This window comes from Bradyrhizobium sp. 195 (genome assembly GCF_023101665.1).
GTDB lineage: Bacteria > Pseudomonadota > Alphaproteobacteria > Rhizobiales > Xanthobacteraceae > Bradyrhizobium.
The window spans coordinates 3397410-3415536 of the sequence record NZ_CP082161.1; the positions used below are offsets into that span (position 1 = coordinate 3397410).

Annotated in this window: 15 protein-coding genes, 1 pseudogene and 2 riboswitches; of the genes and pseudogenes, 10 read left to right on the top strand and 6 right to left on the bottom strand. The window is 65.6% G+C overall.

The window, feature by feature from the left end:
* Position 1: 1 nt before the first annotated feature.
* A riboswitch (cobalamin riboswitch) is annotated at positions 2-221 on the top strand.
* A 37-nt stretch (positions 222-258) separates the two neighbouring features.
* From IVB26_RS15570 to cobT, 3 genes are read left to right on the top strand one after another with little or no spacing between them, the layout of a single operon-like run.
* Positions 259-936, top strand: coding sequence for an energy-coupling factor ABC transporter permease (locus IVB26_RS15570; RefSeq protein WP_246931078.1), 678 nt, complete (start codon positions 259-261; stop codon positions 934-936).
* Positions 937-974: 38 nt separating this feature from the next.
* On the top strand, positions 975-1724 hold the full coding sequence (gene cobF / locus IVB26_RS15575) for a precorrin-6A synthase (deacetylating) (RefSeq protein ID WP_247972455.1): 750 nt from the start codon (positions 975-977) through the stop codon (positions 1722-1724).
* Positions 1725-1734: 10 nt separating this feature from the next.
* Positions 1735-2787, top strand: a complete 1053-nt coding sequence (gene cobT / locus IVB26_RS15580; RefSeq protein ID WP_247972456.1) for a nicotinate-nucleotide--dimethylbenzimidazole phosphoribosyltransferase — start codon at positions 1735-1737, stop codon at positions 2785-2787.
* On the opposite strand, the gene IVB26_RS15585 is transcribed toward cobT, so the two are convergent.
* On the bottom strand, positions 2780-3352 hold the full coding sequence (locus tag IVB26_RS15585) for a histidine phosphatase family protein (RefSeq protein WP_247972457.1): 573 nt from the start codon (positions 3350-3352) through the stop codon (positions 2780-2782). The genes cobT and IVB26_RS15585 overlap by 8 nt on opposite strands.
* 72 nt (positions 3353-3424) lie before the next feature.
* Positions 3425-3626, top strand: a riboswitch (cobalamin riboswitch).
* Between the two features lie 116 nt (positions 3627-3742).
* Between IVB26_RS15585 and IVB26_RS15590 the strand changes: the two genes are divergently transcribed.
* The 7 genes from IVB26_RS15590 (at position 3743) to IVB26_RS15620 (ending at position 13213) form a co-directional block, all read left to right on the top strand.
* On the top strand, positions 3743-6100 hold the full coding sequence (locus IVB26_RS15590; protein WP_247972458.1) for a TonB-dependent receptor: 2358 nt from the start codon (positions 3743-3745) through the stop codon (positions 6098-6100).
* A 12-nt stretch (positions 6101-6112) separates the two neighbouring features.
* Positions 6113-7546, top strand: a complete 1434-nt coding sequence (locus IVB26_RS15595; protein ID WP_247972459.1) for a PepSY domain-containing protein — start codon at positions 6113-6115, stop codon at positions 7544-7546.
* Between the two features lie 185 nt (positions 7547-7731).
* A complete protein-coding gene (locus tag IVB26_RS15600) occupies positions 7732-9333 on the top strand; it encodes an ABC transporter substrate-binding protein (protein ID WP_247972460.1) in 1602 nt (533 codons plus the stop codon).
* A 17-nt stretch (positions 9334-9350) separates the two neighbouring features.
* Positions 9351-10292: an ABC transporter permease gene (locus tag IVB26_RS15605; RefSeq protein WP_247972461.1), complete on the top strand. Its 942-nt coding sequence runs from the start codon at positions 9351-9353 to the stop codon at positions 10290-10292.
* Entirely contained in the window at positions 10289-11212 is a 924-nt protein-coding gene (locus tag IVB26_RS15610) for an ABC transporter permease (protein WP_247972462.1), read from the top strand. The genes IVB26_RS15605 and IVB26_RS15610 overlap by 4 nt, the downstream gene beginning before the upstream one ends.
* A 19-nt stretch (positions 11213-11231) precedes the next feature.
* Positions 11232-12221, top strand: a complete 990-nt coding sequence (locus IVB26_RS15615) for an ABC transporter ATP-binding protein (RefSeq protein WP_247972463.1) — start codon at positions 11232-11234, stop codon at positions 12219-12221.
* Positions 12218-13213 carry an ABC transporter ATP-binding protein gene (locus tag IVB26_RS15620; RefSeq protein ID WP_247972464.1) on the top strand — a complete coding sequence of 332 codons (996 nt, stop codon included), beginning with the start codon at positions 12218-12220 and terminating at the stop codon, positions 13211-13213. The genes IVB26_RS15615 and IVB26_RS15620 overlap by 4 nt, the downstream gene beginning before the upstream one ends.
* Positions 13214-13301: 88 nt before the next feature.
* On the opposite strand, the gene IVB26_RS15625 is transcribed toward IVB26_RS15620, so the two are convergent.
* The 5 genes and pseudogenes from IVB26_RS15625 to IVB26_RS15645 form a co-directional block, all read right to left on the bottom strand.
* On the bottom strand, positions 13302-13589 hold the full coding sequence (locus tag IVB26_RS15625; protein ID WP_247972465.1) for a YciI family protein: 288 nt from the start codon (positions 13587-13589) through the stop codon (positions 13302-13304).
* A 75-nt stretch (positions 13590-13664) separates the two neighbouring features.
* Positions 13665-14639, bottom strand: a complete 975-nt coding sequence (locus IVB26_RS15630) for a sugar ABC transporter substrate-binding protein (protein ID WP_247972466.1) — start codon at positions 14637-14639, stop codon at positions 13665-13667.
* Between the two features lie 42 nt (positions 14640-14681).
* A pseudogene (locus IVB26_RS15635) lies at positions 14682-15658 on the bottom strand (ABC transporter permease).
* Complete coding sequence (locus tag IVB26_RS15640) at positions 15655-16605, bottom strand: ABC transporter permease (protein WP_246920908.1); 951 nt, start codon at positions 16603-16605, stop codon at positions 15655-15657. Before IVB26_RS15640 ends, IVB26_RS15635 begins: the two are co-directional and overlap by 4 nt.
* Positions 16598-18121 carry a sugar ABC transporter ATP-binding protein gene (locus IVB26_RS15645; protein ID WP_247972467.1) on the bottom strand — a complete coding sequence of 508 codons (1524 nt, stop codon included), beginning with the start codon at positions 18119-18121 and terminating at the stop codon, positions 16598-16600. The genes IVB26_RS15640 and IVB26_RS15645 overlap by 8 nt, the downstream gene beginning before the upstream one ends.
* Positions 18122-18127 lie beyond the last annotated feature (6 nt).

The following is an 18127-nucleotide window of genomic DNA, read 5'->3' on the forward strand; positions in this document are numbered from 1 at the left end:
GGGCACACAGGAGAGGCATGGTGCTCAACGCGGCGCAAAGCGTCGGAGCATAATCGGGAATGGGGGTGGGCGGACCAAGTTGCGGCGCCCAAAACCCCAGCCGCCCCCGCGACTGTAAGCGGTGAGGGGCTCCGAACCGCCACTGGGCCGAAAGGTTCGGGAAGGCCGGAGATCCCCAGTGAACCGCGAGCCAGGAGACCGGCCCTGCACGTTTTGAGGCCAAGGCCGTCGGGTGTGACGGCAGGAAGGGATTGAGCCATGCATATCGAACCCGGAATCGTGACGGGCGCCAAGCTCGTGTTGAGTTACGCAACCGGCATCGCCGCGGGCGGCGTTGCCTTGAAACTTGCAGCCGAGACCGTGCGCGAGCAGGGCGTCGGCTCGTTCGCGGCGCGAACACTCGCCACAACGGGCCTCGTCTTCACTTTCTTCCAGGTTCTGCCGCACTTCCCGGTCGGCGTCTCCGAAGTGCACTTCATCCTCGGCTCGACGTTGTTCCTGCTGTTCGGCGCGGCGCCTGCGGCCTTCGGCCTCGCGCTCGGCCTGTTGCTCCAGGGCGTGTTGTTTGAGCCGGCCGACATCCCGCAATACGGCATGAACGTCACGACGCTGCTCGTGCCGTTGTTCGCGATCCAGGCGATCGCCTCGCGGATCATTGCCCGTAACACCGCCTATGTCGATTTGAAGTATCGGCAGGCGCTGGCGCTCTCGACGACCTATCAGGCCGGCGTGATCGCCTGGGTGGCGTTCTGGGCGCTCTATGGCTCCGGTTTTGCCATGAGCAACCTCGCTAACATCGCGGCGTTCGCGGCCTCCTATGCGCTGGTCATCGTGATCGAGCCGCTGGCCGATCTCGCCGTGCTGGCGCTGGCGAAGTCGCTGCGTGGCGTCACCGCGCCCGGCCTCGTCACCCCGCGCCTGCATAACGCGGCCTGAGGGGAGCGAAGGGCGGTACGCCGCCCTTCGCGCTCGCGATGCTCACGCTCTCCCTGATAGGCATCGGCTGCGGCGATCCCGACCAGCTCACGCGCGCCGCGATCCGCGCCATCAATGCGGCCGATCTCGTCCTGATCCCGCGCAAGGGAACTGCGAAGTCCGACCTCGCCGATCTCCGGCGGACGATCTGCGCGGACGTGCTCACCAGCGACAAGACTGAAATCGCCGAGTTCGATCTCCCCGTGCGCGACGCCGGTGAAGCGGATTACCGCAAGGGTGTGGACGATTGGCACGATGCAGTCGCCGCGACCTGGTCGCAGACGATCGCAAAACATCTTGCAGGCAAGGGCAAGGTCGCGCTGCTGATCTGGGGCGATCCCTCGCTGTATGATTCCTCGCTGCGCATTGCGCGTCGGCTCAATCCCTTGCCGAAGATTGAAGTCGTGCCCGGTATCACCTCGATCCAGGCGCTGTGCGCGGCGCATGCACTGCCCCTCAATGATATCGGCGAGCCTTTTCTGGTCACGACGGGGCGGCGCTTGCGCGAAGGCGGCTGGCCGCAGGGCGTCGACACCGTGGTTGTGATGCTCGACGGCGACACGGCGTTCCAGTCGCTAGATTCAGCTGGGATTCAAATTTATTGGGGTGCTTATCTCGGCATGCCCGACCAGATCATCATGTCCGGCGAGTTGGCCGAGATCGGCCCGCGCATCGTCGCGGCGCGGCAGGAGGCGCGCGCGCGGCACGGCTGGATCATGGACAGCTACATCCTCAAGCGCGCGCGTTAAGCGAGGCAGCATGCTCCCCGAATGGGTCTACCAAAAGTGCCCCGAGATCTCCGCGATCCATCGCGAGGCGGCAATCGCGCGGCAGGCGCAGCTGACAAAGCCGACCGGTGCGCTCGGCCGGCTCGAGCAGCTTGCGATCGAGCTTGCCGGCCTGCAGGCGACCGAGCAACCGCGCGCCGCGCTTGTGCCGATCATCATCTTCGCCGGCGATCACGGCATCGTCGCGCAGGGTGTCTCGGCCTATCCGCAAGAAGTGACCATCGCGATGATGGCGAATTTTGCCTCCGGCGGCGCCGCCATCTCGGTGCTGGCGCGCGAGCTTGGCTCCAGCCTGGAGGTCGTCGATGCCGGCACGCTGGCAGATGAGACGATGGCGGGCGTCGTCACCGTCAAGCCGCGCAAGGGCACGCGCGATTTCAGCGTCGAGCCTGCGCTCCAACCTGCGGAGCTGGCGTTTGCCTTCGAGGCCGGCCAGCGCGCGGTTGCGCGTGCGGCGACCAATCAGCCCGATCTGCTGATCTTCGGCGAGATGGGGATCGGCAACACCACGACCTCGGCGGCGATCGCGGCGAGCCTGCTTGGCGTGAGTGCCGAGGAAATCGCCGGCAGCGGCACCGGGGTCGATGCGGCCGGCCGCGCACACAAGGCGCGCGTGATCGATGCCGCGATTGCGCTGCATGGCGTTGCGGGTGCGTCGCCCGAAGAAATTCTGTGCGCCGTCGGCGGGCTCGAGATCGCAGCGATCTCAGGCGCGATCATCGCGGCCGCGCAGCGCCGCATCCCCGTGCTGATCGACGGCTTCATCGTGTCGGTGGCAGCGCTCGCCGCAGCACGGCTGAACCCGTCGTGCCAGCCGTTCCAGCTAGCCTCGCATCAATCGGCGGAGCAGGGGCACCGGCTGGTGCTCCGCGCACTGAACGTGCAACCGCTGATCAGCCTCGACCTCAGGCTCGGCGAGGGATCGGGCGCGGCCATCGCGCTGCCGCTGGTGCGCCTCGCCTGCGCGCTCCACAACGGCATGGCAACATTCGCGCAAGCCAACGTGCCTGACAGACCTAGCTGATCCGCTGGTTGACGGACACGACGCGCCAGCCGGCCGCGAGGCGATCGATCCGAGTCAGCGACAGCGGATCGATCACGAAGCGCAAGGCTGCTTGCGGCGTGAGATCTAGCGCGATGCAGAGCGCGGCGCGGATGGTGCCGGAGTGCACGACGAGGGTGGTCGATCCGGCCCCGATCCGCGACAGACCCAGCCGGACGCGCGCGACCTGATCCGCAAAACTCTCGCCGGCCGGCGGCCGTCCGCCAGCCGGATCATTCCAGAACTGCGCATAGGCCTCGCCGCCGGTCGCCGCGAGCTCGTCGTGCCGATGGCCGGTCCAGTCGCCGAAATCCTGCTCGCGGAATTCACCGATCAACTCCGGTTCGAGCCCCAGCGCGCGCGCAGTCTCGACCGTGCGCCGCGACGGGCTGGCATAGCTGGCGGCGCTCCCAGGCAGCCGCTGCCGTAGCGCCTCCAGCTGCGCGCGATCGCCGAGATCGGCCGGCGCGTCGGCCGCGTGGATGGCGCCTGTTACGCCCGCGACGGGTGCGTGTCGTATCAGCCAGAGGAAGGTCTCGCCTTCCATGCTCGTCTCCAAGGAAGTTGGTCGTTGTGGCCATAACGCCGCAACTCGCACATTGACTCTGTCCTGATGGTAATCCTAGATGCTCGCGACGGTTTCCCCGAGAGGGGATGAAAAGGGAATGCGGTGCGGGGACGTTGTCCCCAATGCCGTGGCTGCCCCCGCAACTGTGAGCGGCGAATCTTGCGTCACGAGCCACTGGGTATCTCGGTCCCGGGAAGGCGATGCAAGGTACTGACCCGCGAGCCAGGAGACCTGCCGTCAGCCGTGGTCACACGCGAAGATGTCGGTCGGGGAGTACAGGCATTCGGCTTCATCGGACGGCTGCAGGGCCAAAAGGTGAGACCTCGTTCGCTGTGACGTGCCACTGACGTCATACCGAGGTCCAAAGCCGTGTCTTCCATCCGTATTGTACGACCGCGAAAATTCCTGCTCGCCTCCGCTGCGCTCACATCCTTTGCCGCTTTTGATCTGCCCGCTGCGCTGGCGCAGCCGGCGCGCGAACCGCTGCCGCCCGTCGAGGTATCGCCGGCCCAGTCGCGCAAGCAGGCCAAACCGGCGGGCCGGGACGCGCAAAGCCCGCGCCGCGCGGCCGCACGCAGGCCGGCGACTGCATCCGCGGCGCCCAAGCCCGCCATGCCGGCTGCGACGGTACAAACGCCGCTCAACACCAATGCCGTGGCCGAAAGCGCCTCGCGGCTCGGCCTGACGGTGCGGGAGATACCCGCAACGGTCGAGGTGATCTCCGCCGAGACCATGCGCGAGCAGGGCTATCGCACCGTGTCCGAGACGGCGCAGGGCGCGGTCGGCGTCACCTCCGGCGACAACCCGGCCGAGCCCGCGGCGTTCTCGATGCGCGGCTTTACCAACAGCCAGATCAACATCCTCTACAACGGCATCAAGATCGGTCCGCAGAACATGACCTCGCGGATCACCGACACGGCCAATCTGGAAGCTGTTGAATTCTTGAAAGGCCCGGCCTCGCTGATCTCGGGCGAGGGCGCCGCCGGCGGTGCGATCAATTTCGTCACCAAGGCGCCGCACACCGGGCCTGTGCGCAACGAGGCGGACTTTTCCTGGGACTCCCTGAACTCGTTCCGCGCGCATTACGGCTCGGGCGGCAGCACCAATGTGCAGGGCCTGGACTACCGCTTCGACATCAGCCGCTCCTCGCTCAACGGCTTTGCCGATGACACCAACACCAAGACGCTGGACGTGTCGGGCCAGCTCAACTACCGCATCTCCGACAGCCTCAAGACCTGGGGCGCGGTCGAGTATCGCGAAGACCGCTCGAAGGCCTATTGGGGCGCGCCGCTGGTGCCGATTGCCTTCAGCGGCTCGCATGCGACGACGGGGATCGTTTCCGGAAACTATATCTCGAACTACAACAAAACAAATCTCGGCGCGGTCACCATCGACGACCGCACCTTCAACACCAACTACAACGTCCTCGACAACCGCAACGTCGCACAGGAGGTGTGGCTGCGCGGCGGCTTCGAGCTGAAGCTCGCGCCCGACCTGACCTTGAAGAGCCAAGCCTATGGCTATGGGGCGGAACGGAGCTGGTTCAACAATGAGGTCGAGGCGTTCAACTCCGGGACGAACCTTGTCGATCGCGAGCGCTTTTATGTCGCGCACAGCCAGCGCCTCGTCGGCAACATCACCGATCTGACCTGGGACGCGAACATCGCAGGCTTCGACAACCGCCTGGTCACGACGTTGTCGTCGAGCTATCTCGATTTCGTCAGGCCGGGCGCGGCAAACTTTCCGTTCGATAACGTCTCGCTCGTCGATCCCAACCGTGGCTTCTACGGCACGCTCACGACCAAGCAGCAGACCGCGCGCATCGACAACGAGGCGCTGTCGTTCGAGGACCGGCTGAAGCTGACGCGGACGTTTGCGCTGGTCGGCGGCCTGCGCGTCGAGCATATCGGGCTCGATCGCAACTCGACTGACGCCGCCGGTATCGTGAACGCTGGCTTCCCGTACACGAAGGACTGGGCGCCCGTAACGGGGCGCATCGGCTACACTTGGGAGGCCGTGCCCGGCCTGACCTTCTTCAGCCAGTACGCCACCGGCGCCGATGTCTCCGCCAACAATATCTTCCTGCTCGGACCCACGCAGCCGCTGGATCTCACCACCGCGCGCACCTACGAGACCGGCGTCAAGCACCTGTTCTGGGACAACAGGGCGGAGTGGTCGTTCTCGGCCTACGATATCCTGCGCAAGAACGTCTATGCCGCCGCAGGCGGGCAGGCGCTCAACATCGCCGGGCGGCAGGAATCCAAGGGCGTCGAGCTTGCGGCGGCCATCCGTCCGATCGATCCGCTGCGGCTGTGGGGCAATATCGCCTATGTCGATGCGCGCTATGACGACTTCAATTTCGTCGGCGGCTCGTTCTCCGGCAACACGCCGCCGAACGTGCCGCGCATCGTCGCCAATGCCGGCGCGTCCTGGCGCTTCTTCACGCCCTGGCCGGTCGAGCTGGGCATCACCGGCCGCCATGTCGGCGACCGCTACAACACCGACGCCAACACGGTGACGATGAAGGCCTATACCGTGGCAGACGTCTACGCCTTCGTCGACATCCCCAAGGCGGTGTTCAACGCCGTCGACCAGGCCCGCCTGACCTTCCGCGTCCGCAACATCACCGACAAGCGCTACGCGATCTGGGGCGATCCGTTCTATCCCGACCAGATCCTGCTCGGCGCGCCGCGCACCTATGAGCTCTCGGCCGCGTTCAAATGGTAGGGCACTGAACGCATGATGAGCGCGATCATCCTGCTGCACCGCTGGCTCGGGATCGCGTTCTGCCTGCTGTTCGCGATGTGGTTCGCGACGGGAATCGTGATGCACTTCGTTCCGTTTCCGTCGCTGACGGAAGCGGAGCGGTTTGCCGGCCTCGCGCCGGTGGAACGCGCGCAGGTTCGCATGGCAGTCCGCGATGCGGTCGCCGCCAGCGCAATCAAGGATGCCGTGCGCGTTCGGCTGATCCAGCGAAGTGACGGGCCGGTCTATGTCGTCTCCGGCCCGTCGCATCTGCGCGCGGTCCGCGCTCTCGATGGACAGGACGCCCGGGTGACGTCTTCCGATGTCGCGCTCGCCATCGCGCGGGATCACGCCCGCAGCCGCGGGCTCGACGCCCCACGCGTAACGATGCTCGCGCAGGCGGATTACGATCAGTGGACGGTGCCAAACGGCTTTGATCGCCACCGGCCACTGTTTCGCGTGGCCCTCGGCGATGCCGCCGGGACGGAGGTCTATGTCTCCTCGCTCACTGGCGAGATCGTCCTGGATACGACGCGAAGCGAGCGGGGCTGGAATCTCGTCGGCAGCGTGCTGCACTGGATCTATCCGACGGTGCTGAGGAGCAATTGGGCGCTGTGGGATGGGGTGGTCTGGACATTGTCGCTGCTGGCATCGATTGCGGCGATGCTTGGCGCTCTGCTCGGGATCCTGCAGATCAAGGTGCGCGGACGCCGTATGTCCTCACCTTACCGCGGGTGGCACGCATTGCATCACATCCTCGGCCTTGCGGCGACAATGTTCGTGCTGACCTGGATATTCAGCGGCTGGCTCTCCATGGATCATGGCCGGCTGTTCTCGCGCGGGCAGCTGACCTCGGCGGAAGCGGGCGTGGTGTATGCCGCGCCGGATTGGGCGGCTGCCTCGCCGCTCGACCGGCAGCCGATATCGTCGTCGGCCCGGGAGATTGAATGGTTCGCCTTCAACGGCAATGTCTATCGACGCGACCGGATCGCTCTCGGCAGCCAGACTCTGGTCAAGGCCGCGGAGACGCCCAATGAGGGATACGCCGGCTTCCTCGGCGCGCGCGACATCCAGGAATTGGCGACGCGCCTCGCCTCGGGCTGCGCTGCACCGTCCGTTGTTGCCGAGAGCGACGACTATCCCGCTCGATCCGCCGTCCAAGGCGCGCCGGTCTACCGATCGCGCTGCGGCGACCTCTGGTTCGACATCGACGGCGCCGACGGCAATTTGCTGCAACGGCTGGATGCCTCGCGGCGCGCCTATCGTTGGGTGTACGGCGCGCTGCACACACTCGATTTCCCGATCCTCATGGCGCGCCCGCGTCTGCGCGATGCCCTGATCGTCGGACTCTGTGCGCTAGGGTTCGCGTTCTCCATGACCGGCGTCGTCATCGGCTGGCGGCGCTTGCGGCGCTCCCTGACAGCCTGACCCCGGGCGATCCAGCCACGGTCACAACGTGCGGCGGGTCTTTGAGGCTTGGCCGGTTCAAATGGCGGTGAGATCCTGCTGGCGAAGGCCCGGTTAGTGGCATACCATTTGCAAGCCAATGGGCTCTGGTTTCACCTGCCCTTGGCCAACGATGGCCGGCATCACGGCATTACTGGGAGGACTTCATGGATCGCAGGACCGTATTGAAGGGACTGGCGGGCGCGGGCGGTCTGGCATTGACCGGCGTCTCGGCCCCGGCCATCGCGCAAGGCGCATCGGCCCGCACCCTGCGCTTCGTGCCGCAGGCTAATCTTGCCAATTTCGATCCGATCTGGGGCACGCAATATGTCGTGCGCAATGCCGCCGCGCTGGTCTGGGATACGCTCTACGGGATCGACGCGCAGTTGCAGCCGCAGCGGCAAATGGTCGAGTCCGAGGAGACCTCCGACGACGGCAAGATCTGGACGTTCAAGCTGCGCCCGGGCCTCAAATTCCACGACGGCGAGCCGGTGCTGGCCAAGGACGTCGTTGCGAGCCTGGCGCGCTGGGCCGCGCGCGATCCGATGGGGCTGATGATCATCGCGATCCAGCAGGAATTGACCGCCGTCGACGACCGCACCTTCAAATGGGTCTTGAAGCAGCCCTTTCCGAAGATGCTCTATGCGCTCGCCAAGAACAACGCGCCGTGCTCCTTCATCATGCCCGAGCGTATCGCCAAGACCGATCCGTTCAAGCAGATCACCGAATATGTCGGCTCGGGTCCGATGAAGTTCGCCAAGAGCGAATGGGTCCCCGGCGCCAAGTCGGTGTTCGAGAAGTTCACCGATTACGTGCCGCGGCAGGAGAAGGCGTCGTGGCTGGCCGGCGGCAAGCAGATCATGGTCGATCGTGTCGAATGGATCGTGATGCCGGACCCCGCCACTGCCGCTGCCGCGTTGCAGAACGGCGAGGTCGATTGGTGGGAGAACCCGATCGCCGATCTCGTGCCCGTGCTGAAGAAGAACAGGAACATCAGCGTCGATATCGGCGATCCCCTCGGCAATATCGGCTCGTTCCGCATGAACCATCTGTTCGCGCCGTTCAACGACGTGCGGGCGCGGCGCGCGGTGCTGATGGCGCTCAGCCAGGAAGACTATATGCGCGCGATCGTCGGCGACGACAACGCATTGTGGAAGTCATTGCCCGGCTTCTTCACCCCGGACACACCTGTCTACAACGAGATGGGCGGCGAGATCCTGAAGGGCAAGCGCGACTTCGATGCCGCCAAGAAGCTGCTGGCGGAGAGCGGCTATTCCGGCCAGCCCGTGACGTGCCTGGTCGCGCAGGATCAGCCGATCACGAAGGCGCAAGGCGACGTCACCGCGGACCTCCTGAAGAGGCTCGGCATGAATGTCGACTTCGTCGCCACCGATTGGGGCACGGTCGGCTCCCGGCGCGCCGCAAAGACGCCGCCGGGCCAGGGCGGCTGGAACATGTTCCACAGCTGGCATGCCGGCGCCGATTGCATCACGCCCGCCGCCTACACGGCCATCCGCGCCAATGGCGAGAAGGCCTGGTTCGGTTGGCCCAACAGCCCGAACACCGAGAAGGAGATCACATCCTGGTTCGACGCCAAGAATCTCGAGGAAGAGAAGGCGGCGATCGGGCGGGTCAACAAGGCGGCGATCGAGGATGTCGTCTACGCGCCGACCGGTTTCTTCCTGACCTACACGGCATGGCGCAAGAACGTTTCGGGCATCACCAAGGGTCCGCTGCCGTTCTTCTGGGGCGTGTCGAAGTCTGCATGATCGCGCGCTGAGGCCAGATGCTCTCTTATATCCTCCGTCGCATCGTCGCGACCTTGCCGGTGATGGCGATCGTCGCGCTGTTCGTGTTCAGCCTGCTCTACATCGCGCCGGGTGATCCCGCCGTGGTGATCGCGGGCGACCAGGCAAGCCCGGAGGATGTGGAGCGCATCCGCCAGAGCCTCGGCCTCGACCGGCCCTTCCTGATCCAGTTCGGCAGCTGGGTCTGGCGCATCCTGCACGGCGACCTCGGCACCTCGATCTTCACCAACCTGCCGGTGTCGGCGATGATCGGACAGCGGCTTGGACCGACGCTGTCGCTGATGATCGTCACGTTGCTGCTGACGATCGTGGTGGCGGTGCCGCTCGGCGTGGTGGCGGCGTGGAAGGCCGGCAGCCTGATCGACCGGATCATCATGGGCTTTGCCGTGTTCGGTTTCTCGCTGCCCGTCTTCGTGGTCGGCTACATGCTCGCCTACATCTTCGCGCTCGAACTGGAATGGTTGCCGGTGCAGGGCTATACGCCGCTCACGCAAGGCTTCTGGCCGTGGCTGGAGAATTTGATCCTGCCGTCAATCGCGCTCGGTTGCGTCTATATCGCGCTGGTCGCGCGCATCACCCGCGCCGCCATGCTCGAGGTCTTGCAGCAGGACTATATCCGCACCGCGCGGGCAAAGGGTTTGGGGCAGGGCGGCATCCTGTTCATTCACGCGCTGAAGAACGCGGCGGTGCCGATCGTGACTGTGATCGGGATCGGCATCGCGCTCCTGATCGGCGGCGCCGTGGTCACCGAAAGCGTGTTCGCGATCCCCGGTCTGGGCCGGCTCACGATCGATGCGATCCTGCGCCGCGACTACCCCGTCATCCTGGGCATCGTGCTGCTGTTCAGCTTCGTCTACGTCCTCGTCAATCTGATGATCGACGTCATTTATACGCTCGTTGACCCGAGGATCCGCTATTGACCGATACCACCGTCAATCCGCAATCGCTCCCGGCCGGCCTCGTCCTGGCGCCGCAACTGCCCGAAATCTTGCGGCCGGTCACGATCCGGCGCGGCTTCATCGGGCTGTTGCGCGGTCATCCCACCGTTGCGATCGGTGGGGCGCTGCTGCTGACGCTGGTCCTGATCGCGATCTTCGCGCCCTATCTCGGCACGGTCGATCCGACCGCGCTCGCGCCTGCAAAACGCACCCGCGCACCGTCGGCCGATTTCTGGTTCGGCACCGACGTGCTCGGCCGCGACATCTATTCGCGCGTGCTGTTTGGCGCGCGGGTCTCGCTCACGGTCGGCCTGTCAGTAGCGATCTTCGCATCCGCTGCCGGCCTTGCCATCGGCATGGTCTCCGGCTTCATCCGCTGGGCCGACGGCATCCTGATGCGCTTCATGGACGGTTTGATGTCGATCCCGCCGATCCTGCTGGCGATCGCGCTGATGGCCTTGACTCGCGGCAGCGTCGGCAACGTCATTCTGGCCATCACTGTTGCCGAGATCCCGCGTGTCTCGCGCCTCGTCCGCAGCGTGGTGCTGTCGCTGCGCGAGCAGCCCTATGTGGACGCGGCCGTGGCCTGCGGCACGCGCACGCCCATGATCATCCTTCGCCACATCCTGCCCAACACGGTGGCGCCGATGCTGGTGCAGGCGACTTATATCTGCGCCAGCGCCATGATCACCGAGGCGATCCTGTCCTTCATCGGCGCGGGCACGCCCCCGACCATTCCGTCCTGGGGCAACATCATGGCCGAGGGCCGCGCGCTGTGGCAGGTCAAGCCCTACATCGTGTTCTTCCCGGCGGCCTTCCTCTCCGTCACGGTGCTCGCCGTGAACCTGCTCGGCGACGGCCTTCGCGATGCGCTCGATCCGCGCATGGCCAAGAGCCTCTGATGAATCGAGGCTGATCGCGATGGCGCTGCTCGAAGTCGAAAACCTCCAGACCCATTTCCGCACCCCCGGCGGCATCAACCGCGCGGTCGACGGCGTGTCCTTCCATGTCAACGAGGGCGAGACGCTCGCCATCGTCGGCGAATCCGGCTGCGGCAAATCGGTGACCTCGATGTCGCTGATGCGGTTGATCCCGGAGCCGCCGGGCAGAATCGCCGGCACCATCCGCTTTGCGGGAAGGGACCTGCTGCAACTCTCCGACCGCGAAATGCGCGCGATCCGAGGCAACGACATCTCGATGATCTTCCAGGAGCCGATGACGAGCCTCAATCCGGTGCTCACCGTCGGCCGTCAGATCCGCGAGACCTTGATGATCCATCAGGGCCTCGACAAGGCAGCCGCCGAAGCGCACGCGGTCGAGATGCTGACGCTGGTCGGCATTCCCGAGCCGAAGCGCCGCGTGCGCGAATATCCGCACCAGCTCTCCGGCGGCATGCGCCAGCGCGTCATGATCGCCATTGCGCTCGCCTGCAATCCCAAGCTTCTCATTGCGGACGAGCCGACCACCGCGCTGGACGTGACGATCCAGGCGCAGATCCTGAAGCTGATGCTGGATCTGAAGCGCCGGGTCGGCGCGGCCATCATCCTGATCACCCACGATCTCGGCGTCGTCGCGGAGATCGCCGAGCGCGTCATGGTGATGTATGCCGGCCGCAAGGTGGAGGAAGCCCCTGTGGCCGAGCTGTTCCGTTCGCCGCGTCATCCCTATACGCAAGGCCTGCTGGGCGCCGTACCGAAGCTCGGTTCCTCGCTCGCGGGCACCGCGACGCGGCTCGCCGAGATACCGGGGCAGGTGCCTGATCTGCGCAAGCCGATCGCCGGCTGCGTCTTCGCCGGGCGATGCGCGCTTGCGACCGATCTCTGCCGGCAATATGCGCCGGGGCTCGAAGAGAAGGGACCCCGTCACATCGCCGCCTGCCACTACGCGGCCAAGGGGGCCGTCGCGGCATGAGTAGTCCCCCGCTGCTCCAGGTCAACGACCTCAAGAAGCATTTTCCGGTCAAGACCGGCCTGTTCGGCCGCACGTCCGAATTCGTCTATGCCGTCGACGGCGTCTCCTTCGAGATCGCGCGCGGCGAGACGCTGTCGCTGGTCGGCGAATCCGGTTGCGGCAAGTCGACGGTCGGCCGCGCCATTCTGCGGCTGTTCGACATCACCGCGGGCCAGGTGATCCTCGACGGCCAGCGGATCGACGACGCCCATCCGAGCACGATGCGTCAGATGCGCCGGCGCGTGCAGGTGGTGTTCCAGGACCCGTTCTCGAGCCTCAATCCGCGCATGCGCGTGCGCGACATCCTGGCCGAGCCGATCCGCAATTTCGGCCTCGCCAAATCAGCAGAAGATATCGAGGTGCGGGTCACGTCGCTGATAGACACCGTCCGCCTGCCGCGCGAGGCGCTGAACCGCAGGCCGCACGAATTCTCCGGCGGCCAGCGCCAGCGCATCGGCATTGCGCGGGCGCTTGCGGCCGAGCCCGAACTGATCGTCTGCGACGAGGCGGTTTCGGCGCTCGACGTCTCGGTCAAGGCACAGATCGTCAATCTGCTGCAGGACCTCCAGCGCGAGTTCGGCCTCGCGCTGCTGTTCATCAGTCATGATCTCGCGATCGTCGAGCACATGACCCACCGCGTCGCGGTGATGTATCTCGGCAAGATCGTCGAGGTCGCCCCGCGCCGCGAGATCTTTGCCGCACCAAGGCATCCCTACACCAGGGCGCTGCTCTCCGCGGTGCCGCTGCCCGAGCCCGGCGCCCAGCGCAATCCCATCATCCTCAAGGGCGACGTGCCGAGCCCGATCAATCCGCCGAAGGGCTGCCGCTTCCACACCCGCTGTCCGCTTGTCTTCGACCGCTGCCGGGTCGAAGAACCGGTGCTGCGCGCGGCTGGAGCCGAGCAATGGGTGGCCTGTCACCTCGAAGACGGCGCAGCACCGCCGAGCAACTGAGGGCGAGATTCCCGTCGGAAATTTCTCAGCAAGAACAATCCCGTTCTACTGTGCATGGGTTTGTTTTGCGTTTTTGACGTAGCGAGCCTCAGCCTTGCCGGCGCAGGAAGCCGGTGATCGTGACTTCTTCCCAGATGTCGGCCGCGGCAAAGGGATCGGCGCGGTTGAAGGCCTCGACCTCGCCACGACCAGGCGCCTCGATCAGGAACAGGCTGCCGATCATCGTCTGGCCATCGTCGGACACCAGCGGCCCCGACATCACGATCTTGATGCCGAAGCGCGAGGTGTCGCTCAGGAACGTCTTGTGGGCATCGTAATTGGCGAGCCGGGTCGGCAGCGCACCGGCGCGGTCGACGGCGTGAATGGCGAACAGCATGGTGTCTCCGTTTCTTGGCTCAGTTGTTGGGACGGCCGCCGCGACGGCCGTCCGGGCTTGATATGATCGGTTTGTCTACTTGGCGCTGAGCTTGCTGGCATCCTCGAAGGTCGGGCAGGTCCGCTGCTCCAGCGGCACGTCGAACGGCTGGTAATTGTCCTTGGTGATGACGGTCGGCTTCAGCACGATCTCGTTGATGACGGGCTGGTTGCGCAAGGCGCGGATCGCCATCATGGTGCCGAGGCAGCCTTGCGCGAATCCGTTGTAGTCGCCGCTCGCGAGCAGCTTGCCTGATTTGATCGCGTCGATCGCTTCCTTGGTGCCGTTGATGCCGATCACCTGCGCCTTGCGGTTGGCGCCGTCGAGCGCCTCGATCGCCCCGACCGCCATGGCGTCGTTGGCAGCCAGCACGCCGTCGATCTGCGAGTTCGACTGCATCAGGTTCTCCATGACCTGGAGCGCCTGCAGCCGCTGGTAGTTGCCGGGCTGCGAGGCGAGCAGCTTGGCGCCCGGAGCCTCCTTCAGCGCGTCGTTGAAGCCGCGGACGCGGTCGACATTGGTCAGCGAGCCCTTGACGCCCTCGATGATGACGATGTTGCCCTTGCCGCCCAGCGTCTTGAGCAGGAAGCGCGCGGTCTCCAGGCCAAGGCTGTAATCGTCGGCGCCGACGAAGGACAGGAACTTGCCGCCCGCCGAGCGGTCGGTGATGTTGACGACCGGGATCTTGGCCTCGTTGATCTTCTCGACACCGGGCACCATCGCCTTGTAGTCGACCGGCGTGAACACGATCGCGCTCGGCTTCTTCACCACGACGTCCTCGATCTGGCTGAGTTGCTCGGGGATCGAGTCCGGCTTGGTCGGAATGTACTGCAGCGTCTTCGCGTTCAGCGTCTTCGCCATGTTGTCGGCGCCGACCCGCACCGTCTGGAAGAACGGGTTGGTCTGGTTCTTGGTGAAGACGGCGATGGTCTCGCCGTCGGCGCGCGCCCCTGTGGTGAACGCGGCCGCCATCAGCAGCGGCAGCGCCAGATAGCCCAGTGTCCGTTTCATGTTGCCTCCATCCCTCATTTTGCTTGTTTGGAACTCTAGAACTCATTGCGCGCGGCGGCGCGTCTTCATGTCGAGCCAGACCGCGAGAATGACGATGATGCCGGTGACGAGTGGCTGCCAGTTGGCACTGACCGAGAGCAGGTTCATGCCATTCAGCACCAGCGTCAGGATCAGCGCGCCGATGAAGGTGCCGAACACGGTGCCGACGCCGCCGAACAGCGAGGTGCCGCCGATCAGCACGGCCGCGATCGCGGGCAGCGTCAGGCTTTCGCCGATGTCGGCCTCCGCCGAATTGAGCCGCGACAGGAAGATGATCGAGGCAAGCCCCGCCATGGTGCCTGATACCGCGTAGACCAGCAGCAGGCGCCGCGCGACCGCAATGCCGGAGAGCCGCGCCGCGACCGGATTGGCCCCGATCGCATAGATCTCCTGGCCCCAGATCGTACGCTGTGCGAAGAATGTCCCGATCCCGAGGAACACCAGCAGCAGATAGACCGGGATCGGCAGGCCGAACAGATAGCCGCTGCCGATCTGGCGGAAGCCCGCGGGGAAGCCGTGCAGGGTCTCGCCCGCATGTACCAATAGGTGAGGCCGTTCAGCACCCAGAGCATGCCGTAGGTCGCGATGAAGGAGGGGATGCGCAGCGCGGTGACCATGATGCCGTTGAGCAGGCCAACGATGCCGCCGCAAGCAAGTCCGGTGAGGATGCCGAGTGCCGGCGAGCCGGTCTTGTGGATCACGGTGCCGGCGATGCAGGCCGAAAGCGCGACATTGGCGCCGACTGAGAGATCGAGGCCGGCGGTCAGGACCACTAGCGTCAGACCGGAGGCGATGAAGAAGGTCAGGCTCGCCTGCCGCAGCACGTTGAGGATGTTGCCGAGGCTCAGGAAGGAATCGCTGAGCACGGCGAGCACCGCGCAGATCAGAAACGCCGCGAGCAGGCGATAGAACACCTGGATCGCATCCTGCGACAGGAAGGAGCGATGCGGCGCGATGGCGTCCTTGGTGATGTCGGTCATGCGCGGCTCCTGAGGCCGTCGAGGAACAGGGCGACGATGACGAGCACGCCGACGCTTGCGACCTGCACCGAGGACGGCAGCGAGATCAGGTTCAGCCCGTTGCGCAGCACGCCGACAGAGAGGACACCGAGCAGCGTGCCGAGCAGCCAGCCATTGCCGCGCTCGAACGAGGTGCCGCCGACGGCCACGGCCGCGATGGCGTCGAATTCGAGCCCGAGGCCGGCAGTGGGGTGGCCGGAATTCATCCGGGCGGTCATCAACAGGCCGGCGATGCCGGCCATGGCGCCGCCGATCGCATAGACCGCGATCAGCAGCTTGTTCGGCGAGAGACCGGCATAGCGCAGCGCCTCGCGATTGCCACCGAGGGCAAAGATGTAGGTGCCGAAGCGGGTGTGATAGAGCAAACCGTGGAACGCCGCATAGGTCACGAGCGCCATCACGATCGGCACGGGCACACCGAGAAGCGTCGCCGAATAGATGTCGCGCACGCTGTGGGGGATACCGACCACGCTCTGGCCGTCGCTGACGATCAGCGACAGGCCCTGCGCCATGCCGAGCGTGCCCAGCGTCGCAACGAAGGGCGGAATGCCCAGGATGGCGACCAGCCAGCCGTTGGCGACGCCGAAGGCAGTGCCAACCAGCAGGCCGGCGCCGAGGCCCAGCAGCATCGATTTGGTCGCGAGCGACACGATGGCGACGCAGAGCGAGGTCAGCGTCAGCACCGCCCCCATCGACAGGTCCAGCCCTTCGGTCATGATGATCAGCGTCATCGGCAACGCGAGCATGGTCAGGATGGTCGACTGCACCAGCACGTTGGAGAGATTGGCGACCGACAGGAAGCCGGGCGCGATCGCGCTGAACAGCGCGATCAGGAGCACCAGCACGATGGCAACGCCGGGAATACGTTGCAGCGGGTTGGGCTGTGAGACGACCGCGGCTTCACGCATGATGCATCCCCAGTCGCACGATGTTCTCCTCGGTCAGTTCGTTGCGCGTCAGGTGCCCGGCGATGCGCCCTTCGCGCATCACATAGGCGCGGTCGCAGACGTGGCAGATCTCGATCTGCTCGGACGAGATCATCAGCGCCGCGGCGCCCTCCGCGACCAGGTGGTCGATCAGGGCAAAAATCTCGGACTTGGCGCCGATGTCGATGCCGCGCGTTGGCTCGTCGAAGATGAAGAGCTTTGAGCCGGCCGCCAGCCATTTCCCGATCACGACCTTCTGCTGGTTGCCGCCCGAGAGCAGGCCGACGGTCTGCCGAGCGCTCGGGGTTGCAATGCGCAGCTGCCGGATCAGGCCGTCGGCGGTGCGCTGTGCGCTACGCTGGTCGAAGAGACCGCTCGGGAACAGCTTCCGCAGCGCCGACACCACGAGGTTGTCGCTCACAGACCGCAGCAGCGCGAGGCCCTCGCTCTTGCGACTTTCCGGGATCAGCGCGATGCCGCGGCGGGCGGCAAGGTCAGGCTCGCCGGAAATGGTCTTGCCGTCGAAGATGATCTCGCCCGATGTGATGGGATCGGCGCCGAAGATGGCGCGCGCGACCTCGCTGCGGCCCGAGCCAACCAGGCCGCACAGGCCGACGATCTCGCCCCGGCGCACCTCGATGTTGATGTCGGAGATACCGGTCGAGGAGGTCAGGCCCTTGACCTCCAGCAGCACCTCGCCCGGCTTGTCGGCGAAGTTGCGCGGATAGGTCATGTCGACGTTGCGGCCGACCATCATGCGCACGAGCTGGTCCGGCGTGACGTCGGCGGGCCGGACGCCGTCAATGCGGCGGCCGTCGCGCAGCACGGTGATGCGATCACCGAGTGCGAACACCTCGGCCATGCGGTGTGAGATGTAGACGATCGAGACGCCGTCAGCTTTCAGTCGCGCGATCAGCTCGAATAGCAACTCGGTCTCCCGATCGGATAACGCGGCGGTCGGCTCGTCCATGACAAGGATGCGCGCGTTCTGGCTGATCGCCTTCGCGATCTCGACCATCTGCTGCTGCGCGACTCCGAGCTTGTCCACGGTGGTCGAAGGATCGATGTCGAAGCCGATCGTGCCGAGCACGCGCTTCGCATCGGCCAGGATCTTGCGGCGGTCGATGGTGCCGGGGATGCGTCCCCCAGGCTCGCGGCCGAGGAAAATGTTCTGGGCGATATCGAGATAGGGGACCAGCGAGAATTCCTGGAAGATCACGGCAATGCCGAGCTTCTGCGCATCGGCAGTCGAGGAGATCGCGACCTTGTCACCCTTGTAGTAGAACTCGCCGGCATCGGCGCTGTAGGCGCCGCACAGCACCTTCATCAGGCTCGACTTGCCGGCGCCGTTCTCGCCCAGCAACATATGGACCTCGCCGGGGTAGACGGCAAAGGACACGTCGTCCAGCGCCTTGACGCCGGGAAATTCCTTGCTGATGCCGCGCAGCTCGAGCAGCGGCGTGGGCGAGGTGACCTCGATGGGGAGCGCGTCGCTCATGCCATG